Below are 17,603 nucleotides of genomic sequence, written 5' to 3' on the forward strand. Positions count from 1 at the left end.
GATTAGATGAAATGAACGTGGTCCGGGACGGTCAAGAGGGAGAATATTGACGTCTGCCCCGATAATATTTGCTCGCCATTTCGGCCCTTATCCCGTGATGGCGGTGATGACTCAGGAGCGCGAATGCAGGTTTTACATGTTTGTTCAGAGCTGTTCCCCCTGTTGAAAACGGGCGGACTGGCTGACGTCGCGGGTGCGCTTCCCGCCGCACAAATTGAAGGGGGGACTGACGTTCGCGTCTTGATTCCGGCGTTCCCTGATATCAAACGCGGGCTGGGCGAGACGCAGGTCGTGGGGCAACTTGATACTTTTGCGGGGCAGGTGACGCTGCGCTACGGCGTCTATCAGGGCGTGGGAATTTATATTATTGACGTGCCCATTTTGTATGACCGTCCCGGCAGTCCGTATCACGATCAATCTTTATATGCTTACCCGGATAACCATCTGCGCTTTGCCCTGCTGGGCTGGATGGCGGCGGAGCTGGGTGCCGGGTTCGATCCGTCTTGGCAGCCGGATATTCTGCAATCCCATGACTGGCACGCCGGGCTGACGTCCGCCTACGTGCGCGCACGTAATCTGCCGGTGAAAACCGTGTTTACGGTGCACAATCTGGCATTTCAGGGGCTGTTCGAAAGCCACCATTTGCAGCAGCTGCAAATCCCGCAAGAATTCTTCCAGATGCACGGCTTGGAGTTCTTCGGCCAGATTTCTTACCTCAAGGCCGGGCTGTATTACTCCGACCACGTCACCACCGTCAGCCCAACCTACGCCAAGGAGATCACTCGGCCGGAGTTTGGTTACGGCATGGAGTCGCTACTGCTGGAGCTGGAGCGCGAAGGGCGTCTCACCGGTATTCTCAACGGCGTAGACGATGCTATCTGGCAGCCGCGCAATGATGTGCTGCTGTCTGCGCGTTACGACGCCGACGACCTGCGCTCCAAAGCCATCAACAAAGCCTATTTGCAGCGGGCGATGGGGCTGGACGTCGATGACTCGCGGCTGGTGTTTGCCGTGGTCAGCCGCCTGACCAGCCAAAAAGGGTTGGATCTGGTGCTGGAAGCGCTGCCCGATCTGCTGGAACGCGGCGGCCAATTGGCGCTGCTCGGCGCGGGCGATGCCGTGTTGCAGCAGGCATTTTTGGCGGCGGCGGCGGACAATCCGGGGCAGGTTGGCGTTCAGCTGGGTTATCACGAAGCGTTCTCGCACCGCATTATTGGCGGCGCTGATGTGATCATGGTGCCGAGCCGTTTCGAGCCTTGCGGCCTGACTCAGCTCTACGGCCTGAAGTACGGCACGCTGCCGCTGGTGCGTCGCACCGGCGGGCTGGCTGATACCGTGGTGGACTGCGCGCTGGAGAATCTGGCCGACGGCACCGCCAGCGGTTTTGTTTTCGAAGAGGCGAACGGCAAGTCATTGGGTAACGCTATTCGTCGGGCCTTTGTTCTCTGGAGCCGGCCAAAGCATTGGCGGCACGTGCAGCATCACGCCATGGGAATCGACTTCGGCTGGCAGGTAGCGGCTCAGGCCTATCTGTCTCTTTATCAACGCCTGTTGTCATAATGGCCGCGCAGCGGCATGACTTGATTGGGAACGCAACGCTATGACCTCACCGTTTAATTACACATCGCCTACTGTCAGTGTTGAAGCGCTGAAACACTCTATTGCCTATAAGTTGATGTTTATCATCGGCAAAGACCCCTCTATCGCCACCCAACACGACTGGCTGAACGCCACGCTGTTTGCCGTGCGCGACCGCATGGTAGAACGCTGGCTGCGCTCCAACCGCGCGCAAACGTCGCAGGATGTGCGTCAGGTTTATTATCTGTCGATGGAGTTTTTGATTGGCCGCACCTTGTCTAACGCGCTGCTGTCGATGGGCATCTACGATGACATCAAGCAGGCGCTGGATGAAATGGGCTTCGACCTTGAGGAGCTGATCGGCGAAGAGAATGACCCCGGCTTGGGCAATGGCGGTTTGGGGCGTTTAGCGGCCTGTTTCCTTGATTCACTGGCGACGCTGGCGCTGCCTGGGCGTGGCTACGGCATCCGTTATGAATACGGCATGTTCACGCAGAACATCATTAATGGTCAGCAGATGGAGTCGCCGGACTACTGGCTGGAGTACGGCAACCCGTGGGAATTCCAGCGTCACAGCACTCGCTACAAAGTGCGTTTTGGCGGGCGTTTGCAGCATGAAGGCAGCAAAACCCGCTGGCTAGAAACCGAAGAAGTTATTGCGCTGGCCTATGATCAGGTCATCCCCGGCTTCGACACCGACGCCACCAACACGCTGCGCCTGTGGGGTGCGCAGGCCAGTAACGAAATCAACCTCGGCAAATTCAATCAGGGCGACTACTTTGCGGCGGTGGAAGATAAAAACCACTCGGAAAACGTGTCGCGGGTGCTCTACCCGGATGACTCCACCTACTCGGGCCGCGAGCTGCGCCTGCGCCAAGAGTACTTTTTGGTGTCGGCTACCGTGCAGGACATCCTCAACCGCCACTACGTCACGCACCACACTTACGAGAATCTGGCGGACAAAATCGCCATCCACCTCAATGATACTCACCCGGTGCTCTCCATCCCTGAGCTAATGCGTCTGCTGATTGACGAGCATAAATTCACGTGGGAGCAGGCGTGGGGGACAGTGACGCAGGTCTTCTCCTACACCAACCACACCCTAATGAGCGAAGCGTTGGAAACCTGGCCGGTGGATATGATTGGCAAAATCCTGCCGCGCCATCTGGAAATTATCTTCCAGATTAACGACCACTTCCTCAAAGAGGTGGCGGTGAAAGTGCCGGATGACAGCGGCATTCTCTCCCGCGTGTCGATTATTGATGAAGGCAACGGCCGCCGTGTACGCATGGCGTGGCTGGCGGTGATTGCCAGCCATAAAGTGAACGGCGTGTCGGCGCTGCACTCGGAGTTGATGGTGCAGTCGCTGTTTGTCGACTTCGCCCACATCTATCCAGACCGTTTCTGCAATAAAACCAATGGCGTGACCCCGCGCCGCTGGCTGGGGCTGGCCAACAAGCCGCTGTCGAAAGTGCTGGATGACGCCATCGGCCATAACTGGCGTACGGACCTCAGCCAGCTGGAAGAGCTGAAACAGAATATCGACTACCCAAGCTTCCTCGAGGCGCTGCGCAAGGCCAAGCTGGAGAACAAAAAGCGGCTGGCGCTGTATATCGCTCAGAAGCTCGACGTGGTGGTGGACCCGAAAAGCCTGTTCGACGTGCAGATTAAGCGCATTCACGAGTACAAACGCCAGCTGATGAACGTGCTGCACGTCATCACCCGTTATAACCGGATTATCGAAGATCCCGATGCTGGCTGGGTGCCGCGCACGGTGATTTTTGCCGGGAAAGCGGCCTCTGCGTACTACGCGGCCAAGCAAATTATTCGCCTGATCAACGACGTAGCCGCGGTGATCAATGAAGATCCCCGCGTGCGCGACAAACTCAAAGTAGTGTTCATTCCGAACTACAGCGTGAGTTTGGCACAGATCATCATTCCGGCGGCGGATCTCTCTGAACAGATCTCGCTGGCGGGCACCGAGGCGTCCGGCACCAGTAATATGAAGTTTGCGCTCAACGGCGCGCTAACCATCGGCACGCTGGATGGCGCCAATGTCGAAATGCTGGAGCACGTCGGCGAAGAGAATATCTTTATCTTCGGCAACACTACCCCGCAGGTCGAGCAGCTGCGCCGCGACGGCTACAACCCGCACAGCTACTATGAGCAGGACGCTGAGTTGCATCAGGTGCTAACTCAGATTGCCACCGGCGTCTTCAGCCCTAATGAGCCAAAACGCTACAGCAATCTGTTCGACACGCTGGTTAACCTTGGCGACCATTATCAGGTATTGGCGGACTATCGCAGCTATGTCGATACCCAAGATAAAGTGGATGAACTCTACAAACAGCCCGAAGAGTGGACCCGCCGCACCCTGCTGAACATCGCCAACATGGGCTATTTTTCCTCCGACCGCACCATCCAAGAATACGCGGATGAGATCTGGAACATTAAGCCGATTAAGCTGTGAGGGAAGTAATTGAAACGGTATTGACAGACTTGGAGTGAAAGCTTAGTTTTCGACCACAAGCCCAGCACTGCTCGTAGATAATCTTTAGGATCTACTCAGCGGTTCTGGGCTTTTTCATGTCTAAGAGAATGATAATAGTGAGGTAGATGGCAATGATGATTGAATAAAAAAGGCATCCATCTGGATGCCTTTTTGCTTGCTAGCCCCAGTGATTAGGAGGCAAGCGAGATGTCTTTCTTCTGCTGCTTATTGGCTGCCAGCCACTCGGCGACGCGCGCCTGTTGGGCTTTGTCCAGCCACATGCCGAGTTTGGTACGGCGCCAGATGGCGTCGTCGAGTTCGCAAACCCACTCTTTCTCAACCAGATAGCGCAACTCGGCTTCGTACAGACCGTGACCGAAATCTTCGCCCAGTGACTCAAGGCTGGTAGCGTCGGCGATAAACAACTCGGTCTGACTGCCGTAAGTGTGGGTATAGCGGCGGGCCAGTGATTCAGGCAACCATTTGAAACGGTTACGCAAATTGGCGGCGTAAGTTTCACGGTCACCGCCGAGTTTACCACCCGGCAGCACGGCGTTTTTGGTCCACGCCGGGCCTGCTTTCGGATAGTATTTACCCAGTTTCTCCATCGCGTGCTCAGCCAGCTTACGGTAAGTGGTGAGTTTGCCGCCGAACACCGACAGCAGCGGCGCTTTGCCGTTTTGGTCATGAACGTCCAACGTGTAATCACGAGTCACGGCCTGTGGAGAATCTGATTCGTCGTCGCACAGCGGGCGAACGCCGGAGTAGCTCCAGACGATATCTTCGGTGGTCAGCTGTTTCTTAAAGTGGTCGTTATACACTTTCAGCAGATAGCTGGTCTCTTTCTCGTCGATCTGCACGTCTTTCGGATCGCCGTGGTACTCCACGTCGGTGGTGCCGATGATCGAGAACTCGTCCAGCCATGGAATAACGAACACAATACGGTGGTCTTCGTTTTGCAGAATATAGGCCTGCGGCTGATTGTGCGCACGTGGCACCACGATATGGCTGCCTTTGATCAGGCGGATGCCGTATGGCGATTTCAGTTTCAGGCCGTCGTCGAAGAAGTGTTTCACCCAAGGGCCAGTGGCGTTGACCAGACCTTTGGCGCGCCAGGTGAAGGTTTTGCCGGTATCGACTTCTTCGGCTTCCACCATCCACATGCCGTCTTCGCGCCATGCGCGAGTGACTCGGGTGCGAGTACGAACTTCGCCGCCGCGCTCTTCCACTTCCTGAGCGTTAAGTACGACTAAACGCGCATCATCAACCCAACAGTCAGAGTATTCGAAACCTTTGGTTAGCTCCGGCTTGAGCACGGAATCTGCGCCAAACTTCAGCCCTTTACTGGACGGCAGGCTGGTGCGTTTGCCCAAATGGTCGTACATAAACAGGCCGATGCGGATCATCCAGGCCGGGCGCAGGTGAGGCTGGTGTGGCAGGCGGAAACGCATTGGGAAGGCAATGTGTGGCGCAAGGCGCAGCAGCACTTCGCGCTCGGCCAGTGCTTCACTGACCAGGCGGAATTCATAATGTTCGAGGTAGCGCAGGCCACCGTGAATCAGTTTTGAGCTAGCTGAAGAGGTTGCGCAGGCCAAGTCTTGCGCTTCCAGCAGCAGAACGGACAGCCCGCGGCCAGCCGCATCCGTAGCGATGCCAGTACCATTGATACCGCCACCGATTACGATCAAGTCTTTGGTTTCCACGTCATCTTCCTCCAGATGTTCGTAATAGCTCTTTTATGTTCGTTTTCGCTCATGATTGTAATCGAGAAACAGCAAACAAGCCAAGCGTTAACCAAATAAAAACATTTAGGCGTGATGCAGGTAACATAATTTTGGCGATTTAGCGCAATCAGATTAAAGAATAGACAAAGATGGCAGGAATTCGCGCGGTGCTTTTCGTAATTGCTCGTTTAAGACGATAAAGAAGGGGGAACGGGGAGCCGGACGCGCAGGGCGCACGTCCGGATAGGGCGGATTTAGCAGAGTTCGAGCTGGACGTCGTACTTCTCAATCAGCTTCATCACGCTTTCTGGCGGCTTCTGATCGGTAAACATATAGTCAATCAGACTCATGTTGCCGAGGTTTACCATGGCGTTACGGCCAAATTTCGAGTGGTCGGTCACTAGCATTACGCAGCGCGAATTCTCAATGATGGCGCGCTTGGTGCGCACTTCGTGATAGTCGAACTCCAGCAGTGAGCCATCCATGTCGATGCCGCTGATGCCCAAAATGCCGTAGTCGAGACGAAACTGGGAGATAAAGTCCAGCGTCGCTTCGCCCATAATGCCGCCATCGCGGGTGCGCACTTCGCCACCGGCGAGGATCAAACGAAAATCCTCTTTGGCGGTGAGCAGGGTGGCAACGTTGAGGTTGTTGGTCACTACGCGCAGGTTTTTGTGATTCAACAGCGCGTGGGCCACGGCTTCCGGCGTGGTGCCGATATCAATAAATAGCGTCGCGCCGTCGGGGATTTGCGCCGCGACGCGCTGGGCGATGCGCGCTTTCTCTTCCGACCACATGATTTTACGGTCGTGATAGGCGGCATTCACCGAGCTGGAAGGTAGGGCAGCACCGCCGTGGTGGCGATGAATTTTGTTCTGCTCGGCGAGGTCATTCAGGTCGCGACGAATGGTTTGCGGGCTGACGGCAAAGTGCTCAACCAGCTCTTCCGTACTCACATAACCCTGCTGGCGCACCAGTTCAATAATGGCATCATGGCGTTGTGTCTGTTTCACCGAAATCCCCTAATTCTGTTTTTTATGTGACGTACGGGTGTCAACAAAGGCCATGAGCAGGCCAAGCACCAGACCGAAAACGTGCGCGGCATTGGCGATAGCCAGCCCCATCACGTTGAAATAGCCCAACACCAACCAGGCAATGGAAAATACCATTAGTCCGCGTGGCAGAGAAATACCGCGTTCCGGTTTTAACTCGCCGGTCAGCCAGACATACCCCATCAGGGCATATACTACGCCGGATAAGCCGCCAAACCAGATCCCGCTGAAAAGTGACTGTCCCCAGCCGCTGACCAGTGCCGAAACCAGGGTAATAGTGAACAGTTTGCCAGTGCCCAAACGCTTTTCAACCGGGCCGCCGAGGTACCACCACCACAGCAGGTTAAACAGAATATGCAGCAGGGAGAAGTGCAGCAGCGCCGGGCTGAACCAGCGCCAAATCTCGAGATATTGGCTGCTGTCCATCGGCCATGCCAGCGTGCGCATGACATTTTCGTCGCCATAAATCTGTTGCAGAATATAGACCGCGATGCACAAGAACATCATCACCATGGTCAGCGGGCCTGCCTGACTGCGAATGCGCTGCCAGTAGGAGTAATGCTGATAGCTGAGGTTAGCGCCGGTGTTGCCGGTCTGCCAGCTGGCCGCCTGATAGCGCGGATGCAGCGGGTCTTCTAGAAAGAGGGCTAATTGCTGCTCGACTTCCGGTAGCCGGGCTTCATCTTCCAGCCAGATTTGCACTTCCTGACTTTCATTTTTGACCTGCAGTTTTATCCCTTGAGTTGCCATGTAATCGACAAAGGCCAGCGCCAGACGGGGGTTGTTCAGGCTGAGAATGCGCACCATATTATTCAGCTGGTCCTGTAGTAGTTTGATTTTTAAGAGACATTTGTAGGGTAAACCTTTTCTGCCAGCGTTTAGAGAGTCGATTATAACGTCAGCGGACAAGGTTGTTGTCGAAAAATCAAATTATGCAGGAGGGATAACAGAGTGAAGAAAATTCCCGCATCCCTGCGGGAAAGTTGATAAGTCGCAAAATCAGCTCTTTTGAGTCAGTTTGCTGTAGCTGGTCATCAGGTTGCGATAATCAGGAATGTGGTTGGAGAACAGCGCGCCCAGCCCTTCCACATCGTTACGCCAGTCGCGGTGTAGCTCACAGGCCACGCCGAACCAGGTCATCAGCTGTGCGCCCGCATTGGACATGCGATCCCATGCCGAATGGCGAGTCATTTCATTGAAGGTGCCGGAAGCATCGGTGACCACGAAGACCTCGAACCCTTCTTCAATGGCGGACAGCGCTGGGAAGGCTACGCACACTTCGGTGACCACGCCGGCGATCAGCAGCTGTTTCTTGCCAGTGGCTTTGATGGCTTTGACGAAGTCTTCGTTGTCCCACGCATTAATCTGCCCAGGGCGTGCGATATAGGGCGCATCTGGGAACTGGCTTTTCAGCTCAGGCACCAGCGGGCCGTTTGGACCCTCTTCAAAACTGGTGGTTAAGATGGTCGGCAGCTTGAAGTAGCTGGCGATATCGGCCAAGGCCAGCACGTTATTTTTGAATTTATCCGGGTCGATATCGCGCACCAGAGAGAGCAGGCCGGTTTGGTGATCGACCAACAGCACGGCGACATCATCTTTGTTCAAACGCTTGTAAGCTACAGTCATGGGGAACTCCTTTAAGGTTAAAATGCCCGAAGGCGTTAAGCCAACCCGCGAAGGGGCGCCAGCGTTAAGCTGCCAGCGCCACTCATCAGGTTAGGAATGCATCTGACCAAATCGGCCACTGTTGAAATCGTCGATGGCTTCTCTGATCTCCTCCTGCGTGTTCATCACGAAAGGCCCGTGCCCCACGATTGGCTCATCAATTGGCTCGCCGCTGAGCAGCAAGAACACCGCGTCGGTATTGGCTTCCAGCTCAATGCTGCTGCCCTGCGGGTCGAACTGCACCAGTTGCGCTTCACGTGCCACGTCATTGCCGTTGATAAGCAAGGTGCCGTGCAGCATCACCAGCATCAGGGTTCTGCCTGCTGCAACGTCGAAACGCGCCTTACCGTTTTGCGTCATCCGCACGTCCCACACGTCCAGCGGCGAGAAGGTATGCGCCGGGCCGCGTTGGCCGTCGAACTCACCAGCGATCACCCGCAGGTAACCCGCGTTATCCGGCAAATTGACCGCCGGAATATGCTTGTCGGTCAGCGTCTGGTAGCCGGGCGTGGTCATTTTGTCTTTTGCTGGCAAATTGACCCACAGCTGCACCATTTCCAGCCCGCCGCCTTTACGTGAGAAGGCTTCGGAGTGGAACTCTTCGTGCAAAATGCCCGAACCGGCGGTCATCCACTGTACGTCGCCAGGGCCGATAACGCCGCCCGCGCCGGTGGAGTCGCGATGTTGCACTTCACCTTGATAGACGATGGTGACCGTCTCAAAGCCACGGTGCGGGTGCTGCCCGACGCCGCGCGGCTGGCCATCGTTTGGGGTGAACTGCGCCGGACCCGCGTAGTCGAGCAGCAGGAACGGACTGACATGCTTGCCGTGGCTGCCATAACTGAACATCGAACGGACCGGGAAGCCATCGCCAACCCAGTGCTGACGCGGTGCGCTATAAATGCCGAGGATTTTCTTCATCATCATCTCCAGTCAAAAAAGGGGGCCAAAACAACATCGCTCTGGCTGATGGAATAATGATAGATGTGCAACGATATGCCCGGTAGATGCTAAAATTGCCATCAGTGTTCTATCAGTAGAACGATATGGAGAGCGCGATGCGCGACTTGAACGATCTCTATTACTTTGTCGAAGTGGTGAATCATCGCGGCTTCTCGCCAGCCGGGCGCGCCTTGGGTATGCCGAAATCCAAGCTCAGCCGCCGCATTGCGCTGCTAGAGGAGAGGCTGGGGACGCGGCTTATTCAGCGTTCCACCCGGCGCTTTACCGTGACCGAGGTGGGGCAGGTTTATTACCAGCACTGCCGCGCAATGCTGATTGAGGCCGAGGCCGCGGACGAAGCTATTGCTCTGCGCTACGCCGAGCCGCGTGGCGTGGTGCGAGTGACCTGCCCCGTGGCGCTTCTAGACGCGCGAGTGGCGGAGATGCTGGCGGAATTTATGGTCGAATATCCGCTGGTGGATGTGCATTTGGAAGCTACCAATCGGCGAGTTGACGTGGTGGGTGAAGGCATTGACGTAGCGATCCGCGTTCGGCCGCCGCCGCTGGAAGACAGTGAGCTGGTGATGCGCGTATTGGCGGACCGTGCGCAGTGCTTAGTGGCCAGCCCCAAGCTATTGGAAAAACAGGGATTACCCTTGACTCCCGCTGATCTTATCGGTTGGCCAAGCTTGGATTTGGGCGTGCCGCAAAACGACCACGTTTGGACGTTGAATGGGCCGGACGGCGAGCAGGCGGCGATTCGCCATCAGCCGCGTTTAGTGACGCGCAGTATGCCTGCATTGCGGGCTGCGGCGGTGGCTGGCGTAGGGATTGTGCAGTTGCCGACCATGATGCTGACGGAGCAGATTGCCCGAGGGGAGCTGATACAGGTGCTGCAGGGTTGGCAGCCGCGACGCGAAATTATTCATGCGGTTTTCGCGTCACGACGAGGACTTTTGCCTTCCGTCAGGGCACTGCTCGACCTGCTGGCCGAGCGTTTTTCGAATCTGAAAGAAGACTAAAGCCTGTTACAGACCTTCGAGCGCCTGCTCAAGGTCTGCCACCAGATCTTCGACATCTTCGATGCCAATACTGATGCGCACCAAGCCGTCAGTGATGCCGCTCAGACGGCGGACTTCTGGCGAAACCGCGCTGTGGGTGGTGGTCGCCGGATGACATGCTAAGGAGTCGGTATCGCCGACGGAAACGGCCTGAGTGATCAGCGTCAGCTTGTCGAGGAAGGTGCGCGCTGCTTCACGGCCGCCGCGCAGTTCAATTGCCATGATGCCGCCGAACAGTTTCATCTGACGCGCTGCAATCTCATGGCCCGGATGGCTTTTCAGCCCCGGATAGAACACCTGCGACACCGCCGGATGCGCATGCAGTACTTCGGCAATATGCGCCGCGCCGACGGAGCTGGCTTCAACGCGCAGTGGCAGCGTTTTCAAACCACGGGTCAATAAAGCGGCTTCGAACGGGCTTAAACAGCCGCCGAACTGCTTCAGACACAGCACGCGAATTGGGTCGATCAGCGCTTTGCTACCCACCACGATACCGCCGGTGGCGTCGCCGTGACCGCTGATATATTTGGTGGCGGAGTGCAGGGAGATGTCGATCCCCATATCTAACGGACGGGTCAGGTAAGGGGTGGCAAAGGTGTTATCCACCACGCTGACAGCGCCAGCCTGCTTGGCGATACGGGCAATTTCTGCAATATCGGCAATACCTAAAACGGGGTTGGCTGGGGTTTCCACAAACACCATTTTGGTCTGCGGTGTCAGGGCGGCTTGCAGATCTTTGGTGTCCGCCACGTAAATCGGTTTGATGCCGTAGCGCGGCAGCAGGTTGCGGATCACACCCTCGGTGCCGCCATACAGCGTACCCACGTGGATGATCTCATCGCCCGGCGACAGCAGGGCAAAAAGCACGGCGCTGATGGCCGCCATGCCGCTGGCACAGGCCACGGCACTTTCGCCGCCTTCCAGCGCCGCCATTTTCTGCTCAACAACCGCCACGGTTGGGTTTGCGAAACGGCTATAGGAGTAGCCCGGCTCTTCGCCGCTGAAGCGACGCGCGCCGCTGTCAAAGTCATCGTAAGAGAAAGATGAGGTCGCGGTGATTGGAGTGGTGATCGCGCCAGTTAAAGGGTCAGGCTGTTGACCCGCGTGCACGGCAAGCGTACGCATACCCAATTGGCGGGTGTTTTCCAGATGTTTCATCTTCATATCCTGTAAAAATCAGGGATAAATTATATCAATACTTATAAGCAGTAGCTGTTTTCGCTTAAGAACATTTGGCACTCAGGACCAAACCAAACGATATATCCCCTGCGCCACCCGTGTTCGTTATATGTAGAGAAGCCGCCGCCATGTTGGCAGCGACTAAAATTCCTGGAGTGCTTATTTGGCCGGAGACTCAGCCGAAGATGAAGCCGGACGGGGGATTAGGCTTCAACATCCTGTGGGAAGGTGTTTGACCAGGCTTCGAAACCGCCATCAATGCTGTAGACCGATTCGAAACCCTGAGTCAGCAGGTACTGGGCTGCGCCACGGCTGCTAATGCCGTGATAGCACATCACCATCACCGGGGTTTTGGTGTCGGCGCGTTCCATGAATGCCAGCATGCTTTCATTGCTGAGGTGGAATGCGCCCGGAGCATGGGCTGCGCCAAAGCTTTGCGGATCACGGATATCTACCATGACCGCGTCGCCCTGTTTCAGGCGGGTGTGCGCTTGTTCAACGCTGATCGATTCAAATTGTTCCATTCTGGCGAGCCTCAATAATCAGTTATCGGCATATTCTACCTAATTATTTGCTCACCAAGACCAGACAAACCACAGGGTTAAGACTTAAACCAGAATCACTCTCACGCCTTTTTGACGCAATTGTTCAAGGATTTCAACGTCCGCCTCCTTGCCGGTGATCAGCACATCGATTTGCTCGGTGCGGCTAAATAGCATTCCCGCGCGCTGGCCGACTTTGCTGCTATCAACCAGAACTGCCAGCTTGCCGACGTAATTGAGCATTTTCTGTTCGGCCATGGCGGTCAGCATGTCGGTTTTATACAGGCCGTCGGTGGTCAGGCCCGCGCCGCTGGTGAACATCCAGTGCCCGGCATACAGGCTCGCATCGCCATCTTGTGGCGCGAGGGTGATGGACTGACTCTTGTTGTACTGCCCACCCATGATGACCACGCTTTCGTGCTCTTGCTCAATCAGGTAGTTAGCCAGCGGCAGATAGTTGGTGATCACCTGAATATCTTTGCCACACATTTCGCGGCCCAGCAGAAATGCCGTCGAGCCACAGTTGATCACTACACTTTCACCCGGTTCGCAGAGCTGCGCTGCCGCCTGAGCGATGCGTTTTTTCTCATCGAGATTATGAGTCTGGTGGATATTGAGCGGCGTCCAGTTCTCCCGTGGCGAACTGACGGCTTCGGCACCGTTGCGAACTTTGCGCAATTTCCCCAGCTCATTGAGTTTGGTGATATCACGGCGCGCGGTGGCCGGAGAAATATCGAAGCTGTCGATCACATCGGAGACAGAGATCTGGCCCTTACGTTGTAAGAGGTTAAGGATCGCGTTGTGACGTTGGGGTTCAGTCATGATTGCTCCGCAAGGGAAATGATTATTGCGTGATTATAATCGAGTGATTCAATCATTCATACACCCTTAGTTTTGTTACACCTCTTTGTTGGAAAAGGCAGGGAGGTCGCCCCTGCCTGTATCCAATATGATTAAAGGAATGATTTGAAAGGTAAATCTGTTTCAGAAGTGAAGCAGTCATCGAAGCCACGCGGGTAGTGGTATTCGAAATTATCTTTATCATTTGGATAAGTAAATTTGCCGCCAACCTGCCAAATAAATGGCTTAAAGTCATATTTCAGTCGGTCTTTTTTCATATTCCACAGCATGCGGATTTCTTGCGGGTCAGCCTGGAAGTTTGACCAAATATCATGGTGGAAGGGGATAACTACCTGAGTTTTAAGAGATTCTGCCATCCGCAAAATATCAACGCTGGTCATTTTATCCGTTACGCCACGCGGGTTTTCGCCATAAGAGCCGAGCGCTACGTCCACCTGATGCTCATTGCCATGTTTGGCGAAATAGTTGGAATAGTGGGAGTCGCCGCTATGGTACAGATTGCCGCCTGGCGTTTTGAACAGGTAGTTCACCGCGCGTTTGTCCATCATATCTGGCAACACGCCTTCGGCTTTTTGGTCTGCTGGCAGCGTGATTAGCACGGTGCGGTCGAAGGAGTCCAGCGCGTGGATTTCCACATCTTTGATTTTCACCACTTTGCCCGGGGTCATCACGATGCAGCGTTCAGCCGGTACGCCCCAGCTCATCCAGAGATCCACGCAGGTCTGTGGGCCGATAAACGGCACGTCTGATGAGCAATTCTGCATGACGGCGGCGGCGACGTTAACGTCAATGTGATCGTTATGATCGTGGGTAGAGAGCACGGCGTCGATCTCTCTAATAGCAAAGGGATCAAGCACAAATGGCGTGGTGCGCAGGTTCGGCTGGAGCTTTTTCACCCCCGCCATACGCTGCATCTGATGGCCGGTTTTCATCAGCGGGCTGCTGTGATTTTGCTTGCCCACGCCGCACCATAAATCGACGCAAATATTCGCCCCACCCTCTGATTTCAACCAGATCCCGGTACAGCCGAGCCACCACATCGCGAAGGTCCCCGGCGCGACGCGCTCTTGCTCAATCTCTTCATTAAGCCAGGTTCCCCACTCTGGGAAAGTATTCAGTATCCACGACTCGCGGGTAATGCTTTGAACTTTACTCATGGTTTGACCCTCTTCATGACACCAATGTGTCGATATTTTTAGTCTGAATGATTTTTGGTGATTACATATGATTGCTATGCGCCGAACTTAGCACCAATAAATCATCGATACAAGATGGGTTTTGAGAGTTTATCTGTTGGTCGAGCCAACCTTTGAGCTTGAAAGCCAAGAGTTAACTGACTGAGGTAATTGCTGGTTATTGTTATATCTTTATGAATTTAAAGCTTTAAATCTAATTTTTGTTTTATCGTGGATATTCTTGAAGCGGATATCTTGCGAGGAGTATCACAAATAATCATCTTCAATCTTTTAATGATTTATTGTGAGCGTTACTGTGCATCCGTCCTTACAGTATTTGTGACTATCGCTTTGCGTGATCATCTCAAAGCGTGTCTCTCGAAGGTTAACGGAGAGTCTTATGGAATTCCTCTACACCGTATTCACCGTATTTTTTAATCAAGTCATGACCAATGCCCCGCTGCTGCTGGGTATTGTCACCATGCTGGGCTACATCCTGCTTAGGAAAAGCGTGAGTGTCGTCATCAAGGGCACCATCAAAACCATCATCGGTTTTATGTTGCTACAGGCCGGCTCGGGGATTTTGACCAGCACGTTCAAACCCGTGGTTGCCAAGCTTTCTGAAGTGTATGGCATTAATGGCGCCATTTCTGACACCTACGCCTCAATGATGGCAACGGTTGAAAGAATGGGGGAAGCCTACAGCTGGGTGGGGTATGCCGTACTGATCGCCTTGGCTCTCAACATTCTGTATGTCGTTTTCCGCCGTATTACGGGCATTCGCACCATCATGCTGACCGGCCACATCATGTTCCAGCAGGCCGGGCTTATCGCCGTGTTCTTCTTCGTAATGGGCTACCCGATGTGGACCACCATTTGGGCGACGGCGTTTCTGGTCTCGCTCTACTGGGGTATTACCTCCAACATGATGTACAAACCCACTCAGGCCGTGACTGAAAACAGCGGCTTCTCGATTGGGCACCAGCAGCAATTCGCCTCATGGATTGCTTATAAAATCGCCCCGTATCTGGGTAAAAAAGAAGACAGCGTCGAGAACCTCAAGCTGCCGGGCTGGTTGAATATCTTCCATGACAATATCGTCTCGACGGCCATCGTGATGACGATTTTCTTCGGCATCATCCTCTGCTCGTTTGGGCTTGATACCTTGCAACTGATGGCCGGTAAAACCCACTGGACTATCTATATCCTGCAAACGGGCCTGATGTTTGCGGTCGCTATTTTCATCATTATTCAGGGCGTGCGCATGTTCGTCGCTGAATTAACCGAAGCCTTTAACGGCATCTCCCAACGCTTAATTCCCGGTGCGGTTTTAGCTATCGACTGCGCGGCGATTTACAGCTTCGCGCCGAACGCCGTGGTCTGGGGCTTTATGTGGGGCACCATCGGGCAACTGATCGCCGTGGGCATTCTGTTCGCACTCGGTTCTTCCATCATGATCATTCCCGGCTTTATTCCGATGTTCTTCTCCAACGCCACCATTGGCGTGTTCGCCAATCACTTTGGCGGCTGGCGCGCGGCGCTCAAAATCTGTCTGGTGATGGGCATGCTGGAGATCTTCGGCTGCGTCTGGGCTATCAAGCTGACAGGCCTGAGTGCCTGGATGGGCATGGCCGACTGGTCGATTCTGGCACCACCGCTGATGCAGGGCTTCTTCAGTATCGGCATGGCCTTTATGGGCGTCATCGTCGTCATCGCGCTGCTTTATATGTACTTCGCCGGTCGCAGCCTGCGTGCCGAAGAAGATGCTGAAAAACAGGCGCTTAGCCAGCCTGCTTCTCACTAAGTCACTCACTCTTATTTATCTATTTCACATTGACCGGAGATTTTCACATGACAGTACGAATTCTAGCGGTATGCGGTTGCGGGCAAGGCAGTTCAATGATCATGAAAATGAAAATTGGCCAGTTTCTCACCCAAGAGGGTGTTGATCACACCATGAACAGCTGCGCAGTAGGTGAATACAAATCTGAACTCGGCGGGGCAGATATCATCGTGGCTTCAACCCACGTAGCGGATGAAATCACCGTGAGCGGCAATAAATACGTCGTTGGCGTGCGCAATATGCTTTCTGCGGCAGATTTTGGCCCGAAAGTGATGGAAGTGATTAACGCGCACTTCGCCAGCGATCTGAAGAAGTAAGGATAACGCCATGAAATTACGTGATTCTCTGGCTGAAAATGACTCTATTCGCCTGAATGCCGAGGCTGAAACCTGGCAGGAGGCGGTGAAAATCGGGGTGGATATGCTGGTAGCGGCGGGCGTGGTTGAACCGCGCTACTACCAGGCGATCCTCGATGGCGTCGAGCGCTTCGGTCCTTATTTCGTGATTGCTCCCGGTCTGGCGATGCCACACGGCCGCCCGGAAGAGGGGGTGCTCAAAACGGGGTTTGCGCTGGTCACTTTGAAAAAACCTTTGGTCTTCAACCATGAAGATAACGACCCGGTAGACATCCTCATCACCCTGGCGGCGGTCGATGCCAATGCCCATCAAGAGGTGGGCATCATGCAGGTGGTGAATCTGTTTGAAGATGAGGAGAACTTTGATCGCTTGCGCGCCTGTACCACAGCTCAGCAAGTGCTGGATTTAATAGATAAAACCTCAGCAGCTTCTGACGCTGCGTTGACTGACTAAACGTAAAGGGAACATAGCATGTCTAAAACATTACCGATGTTGCAGGTTGCGCTTGATAACCAGTCGATGGATGACGCCTACAAAACGACGCGCCTGATAGCTAATGAAGTCGACATTATCGAAGTGGGTACCATTTTGTGCGTGGCGGAAGGGGTGCGCGCCGTCCGCGATTTAAAAGCACTGTATCCAGAAAAGATCGTATTAGCCGACGCCAAAATTGCTGACGCAGGGAAAATTTTGTCGCGCATGTGCTTTGAAGCCAATGCCGATTGGGTGACGGTTATCTGCTGTGCTGACATCAACACCACCAAGGGCGCGCTGGAAGTCGCTAAAGAGTTTGGCGGCGATGTGCAGATTGAATTGACAGGCTACTGGACGTGGGAACAGGCTCAGGAGTGGCGCGCTGCCGGTATTCAGCAAGTGGTATATCACCGCAGCCGCGACGCACAGGCCGCTGGCGTAGCCTGGAGCGATGCCGATATTACGGCAATTCAACGCCTGTCCAGCATGGGCTTTAAAGTCACCATCACCGGTGGTCTGGCGCTGGAAGATCTGCCGCTGTTTAAAGATATCCCGGTGCACGTCTTTATCGCTGGTCGCAGTATTCGTGATGCGAAAGACCCGGTCGAGGCCGCTCGCCAGTTCAAAAAATCAATCAGCCAGCTTTGGGGCTAAGGACA

General features: G+C 54.6%; 16 protein-coding genes. 7 read left to right on the plus strand and 9 right to left on the minus strand.

The window, feature by feature from the left end:
* Positions 1-123 precede the first annotated feature (123 nt).
* Together glgA and glgP are read left to right on the plus strand one after the other, a co-directional pair.
* Positions 124-1,560 carry a glycogen synthase GlgA gene (gene glgA / locus ACT3RT_RS15575; RefSeq protein ID WP_353503632.1) on the plus strand — a complete coding sequence of 479 codons (1,437 nt, stop codon included), beginning with the start codon at positions 124-126 and terminating at the stop codon, positions 1,558-1,560.
* A 40-nt stretch (positions 1,561-1,600) separates the two neighbouring features.
* Positions 1,601-4,048 (plus strand): glycogen phosphorylase, encoded by a 2,448-nt coding sequence (glgP, locus tag ACT3RT_RS15580; protein ID WP_496203289.1) that lies wholly within the window; start codon positions 1,601-1,603, stop codon positions 4,046-4,048.
* A 212-nt stretch (positions 4,049-4,260) separates the two neighbouring features.
* Here glgP and glpD read toward each other — a convergent pair whose 3' ends face one another.
* From glpD to ACT3RT_RS15605, 5 genes are all read right to left on the minus strand, one after another.
* Positions 4,261-5,772: a glycerol-3-phosphate dehydrogenase gene (glpD, locus tag ACT3RT_RS15585; RefSeq protein ID WP_353503629.1), complete on the minus strand. Its 1,512-nt coding sequence runs from the start codon at positions 5,770-5,772 to the stop codon at positions 4,261-4,263.
* A 275-nt stretch (positions 5,773-6,047) separates the two neighbouring features.
* The gene (locus tag ACT3RT_RS15590) at positions 6,048-6,806 is read right to left on the minus strand and encodes a DeoR/GlpR family transcriptional regulator (RefSeq protein ID WP_034793903.1); all 759 of its coding nucleotides are present in this window, start codon (positions 6,804-6,806) and stop codon (positions 6,048-6,050) included.
* 9 nt (positions 6,807-6,815) lie between these two features.
* Positions 6,816-7,652 carry a rhomboid family intramembrane serine protease GlpG gene (gene glpG, locus ACT3RT_RS15595; protein ID WP_485903034.1) on the minus strand — a complete coding sequence of 279 codons (837 nt, stop codon included), beginning with the start codon at positions 7,650-7,652 and terminating at the stop codon, positions 6,816-6,818.
* Positions 7,653-7,844: 192 nt separating this feature from the next.
* Positions 7,845-8,471 carry an isochorismate family cysteine hydrolase YcaC gene (gene ycaC, locus ACT3RT_RS15600; protein ID WP_485903035.1) on the minus strand — a complete coding sequence of 209 codons (627 nt, stop codon included), beginning with the start codon at positions 8,469-8,471 and terminating at the stop codon, positions 7,845-7,847.
* 90 nt (positions 8,472-8,561) lie between these two features.
* Positions 8,562-9,431 carry a pirin family protein gene (locus ACT3RT_RS15605; protein ID WP_485903065.1) on the minus strand — a complete coding sequence of 290 codons (870 nt, stop codon included), beginning with the start codon at positions 9,429-9,431 and terminating at the stop codon, positions 8,562-8,564.
* 137 nt (positions 9,432-9,568) lie between these two features.
* Here ACT3RT_RS15605 and ACT3RT_RS15610 point away from each other — a divergent pair, with 137 nt between their 5' ends.
* Positions 9,569-10,474, plus strand: a complete 906-nt coding sequence (locus ACT3RT_RS15610) for a LysR family transcriptional regulator (protein ID WP_496203290.1) — start codon at positions 9,569-9,571, stop codon at positions 10,472-10,474.
* Positions 10,475-10,480: 6 nt separating this feature from the next.
* Here the strand turns inward: ACT3RT_RS15610 and ACT3RT_RS15615 are convergent, their stop codons facing one another.
* The 4 genes from ACT3RT_RS15615 to ulaG all read right to left on the minus strand — a co-directional run bounded on the left by ACT3RT_RS15615 (position 10,481) and on the right by ulaG (position 14,252).
* A complete protein-coding gene (locus tag ACT3RT_RS15615) occupies positions 10,481-11,671 on the minus strand; it encodes a trans-sulfuration enzyme family protein (protein WP_396131860.1) in 1,191 nt (396 codons plus the stop codon).
* Between the two features lie 224 nt (positions 11,672-11,895).
* Positions 11,896-12,216: a thiosulfate sulfurtransferase GlpE gene (glpE, locus tag ACT3RT_RS15620; protein ID WP_034793888.1), complete on the minus strand. Its 321-nt coding sequence runs from the start codon at positions 12,214-12,216 to the stop codon at positions 11,896-11,898.
* A gap of 84 nt (positions 12,217-12,300) precedes the next feature.
* Positions 12,301-13,056, minus strand: a complete 756-nt coding sequence (ulaR, locus tag ACT3RT_RS15625; protein WP_353503624.1) for an HTH-type transcriptional regulator UlaR — start codon at positions 13,054-13,056, stop codon at positions 12,301-12,303.
* Positions 13,057-13,187: 131 nt separating this feature from the next.
* Positions 13,188-14,252 carry an L-ascorbate 6-phosphate lactonase gene (ulaG, locus tag ACT3RT_RS15630; RefSeq protein WP_353503623.1) on the minus strand — a complete coding sequence of 355 codons (1,065 nt, stop codon included), beginning with the start codon at positions 14,250-14,252 and terminating at the stop codon, positions 13,188-13,190.
* Positions 14,253-14,670: 418 nt separating this feature from the next.
* Between ulaG and ulaA the strand changes: the two genes are divergently transcribed.
* Genes ulaA through ACT3RT_RS15650 form a run of 4 tightly spaced genes read left to right on the plus strand, consistent with a single transcriptional unit; the run spans position 14,671 to position 17,598 of the window.
* On the plus strand, positions 14,671-16,074 hold the full coding sequence (gene ulaA, locus ACT3RT_RS15635; RefSeq protein ID WP_353503622.1) for a PTS ascorbate transporter subunit IIC: 1,404 nt from the start codon (positions 14,671-14,673) through the stop codon (positions 16,072-16,074).
* Positions 16,075-16,121: 47 nt separating this feature from the next.
* A complete protein-coding gene (gene ulaB / locus ACT3RT_RS15640) occupies positions 16,122-16,430 on the plus strand; it encodes a PTS ascorbate transporter subunit IIB (RefSeq protein ID WP_353503621.1) in 309 nt (102 codons plus the stop codon).
* Between the two features lie 10 nt (positions 16,431-16,440).
* Positions 16,441-16,923, plus strand: a complete 483-nt coding sequence (ulaC, locus tag ACT3RT_RS15645; protein ID WP_396131862.1) for a PTS ascorbate transporter subunit IIA — start codon at positions 16,441-16,443, stop codon at positions 16,921-16,923.
* Positions 16,924-16,941: 18 nt separating this feature from the next.
* Positions 16,942-17,598, plus strand: coding sequence for a 3-keto-L-gulonate-6-phosphate decarboxylase UlaD (locus tag ACT3RT_RS15650; RefSeq protein WP_034793873.1), 657 nt, complete (start codon positions 16,942-16,944; stop codon positions 17,596-17,598).
* The last annotated feature ends 5 nt before the right edge of the window (positions 17,599-17,603 follow it).

The organism is Ewingella sp. AOP9-I1-14, from assembly GCF_052375995.1.
GTDB classification, from domain to species: Bacteria; Pseudomonadota; Gammaproteobacteria; order Enterobacterales; family Enterobacteriaceae; genus Ewingella; species Ewingella allii.

Excerpts from the sequence above, each read along its gene's own strand:
- glgA (WP_353503632.1), top strand. The coding sequence starts at position 124 with ATGCAGGTTTTACATGTTTGTTCAGAGCTGTTCCCCCTGTTGAAAACG.
- glgP (WP_496203289.1), top strand. The coding sequence starts at position 1,601 with ATGACCTCACCGTTTAATTACACATCGCCTACTGTCAGTGTTGAAGCG.
- glpG (WP_485903034.1), bottom strand. The coding sequence starts at position 7,652 with ATGGTGCGCATTCTCAGCCTGAACAACCCCCGTCTGGCGCTGGCCTTT.
- ycaC (WP_485903035.1), bottom strand. The coding sequence starts at position 8,471 with ATGACTGTAGCTTACAAGCGTTTGAACAAAGATGATGTCGCCGTGCTG.
- ACT3RT_RS15605 (WP_485903065.1), bottom strand. The coding sequence starts at position 9,431 with ATGAAGAAAATCCTCGGCATTTATAGCGCACCGCGTCAGCACTGGGTT.
- ACT3RT_RS15610 (WP_496203290.1), top strand. The coding sequence starts at position 9,569 with ATGCGCGACTTGAACGATCTCTATTACTTTGTCGAAGTGGTGAATCAT.
- ACT3RT_RS15615 (WP_396131860.1), bottom strand. The coding sequence starts at position 11,671 with ATGAAACATCTGGAAAACACCCGCCAATTGGGTATGCGTACGCTTGCC.
- glpE (WP_034793888.1), bottom strand. The coding sequence starts at position 12,216 with ATGGAACAATTTGAATCGATCAGCGTTGAACAAGCGCACACCCGCCTG.
- ulaR (WP_353503624.1), bottom strand. The coding sequence starts at position 13,056 with ATGACTGAACCCCAACGTCACAACGCGATCCTTAACCTCTTACAACGT.
- ulaG (WP_353503623.1), bottom strand. The coding sequence starts at position 14,252 with ATGAGTAAAGTTCAAAGCATTACCCGCGAGTCGTGGATACTGAATACT.
- ulaA (WP_353503622.1), top strand. The coding sequence starts at position 14,671 with ATGGAATTCCTCTACACCGTATTCACCGTATTTTTTAATCAAGTCATG.
- ulaB (WP_353503621.1), top strand. The coding sequence starts at position 16,122 with ATGACAGTACGAATTCTAGCGGTATGCGGTTGCGGGCAAGGCAGTTCA.
- ulaC (WP_396131862.1), top strand. The coding sequence starts at position 16,441 with ATGAAATTACGTGATTCTCTGGCTGAAAATGACTCTATTCGCCTGAAT.
- ACT3RT_RS15650 (WP_034793873.1), top strand. The coding sequence starts at position 16,942 with ATGTCTAAAACATTACCGATGTTGCAGGTTGCGCTTGATAACCAGTCG.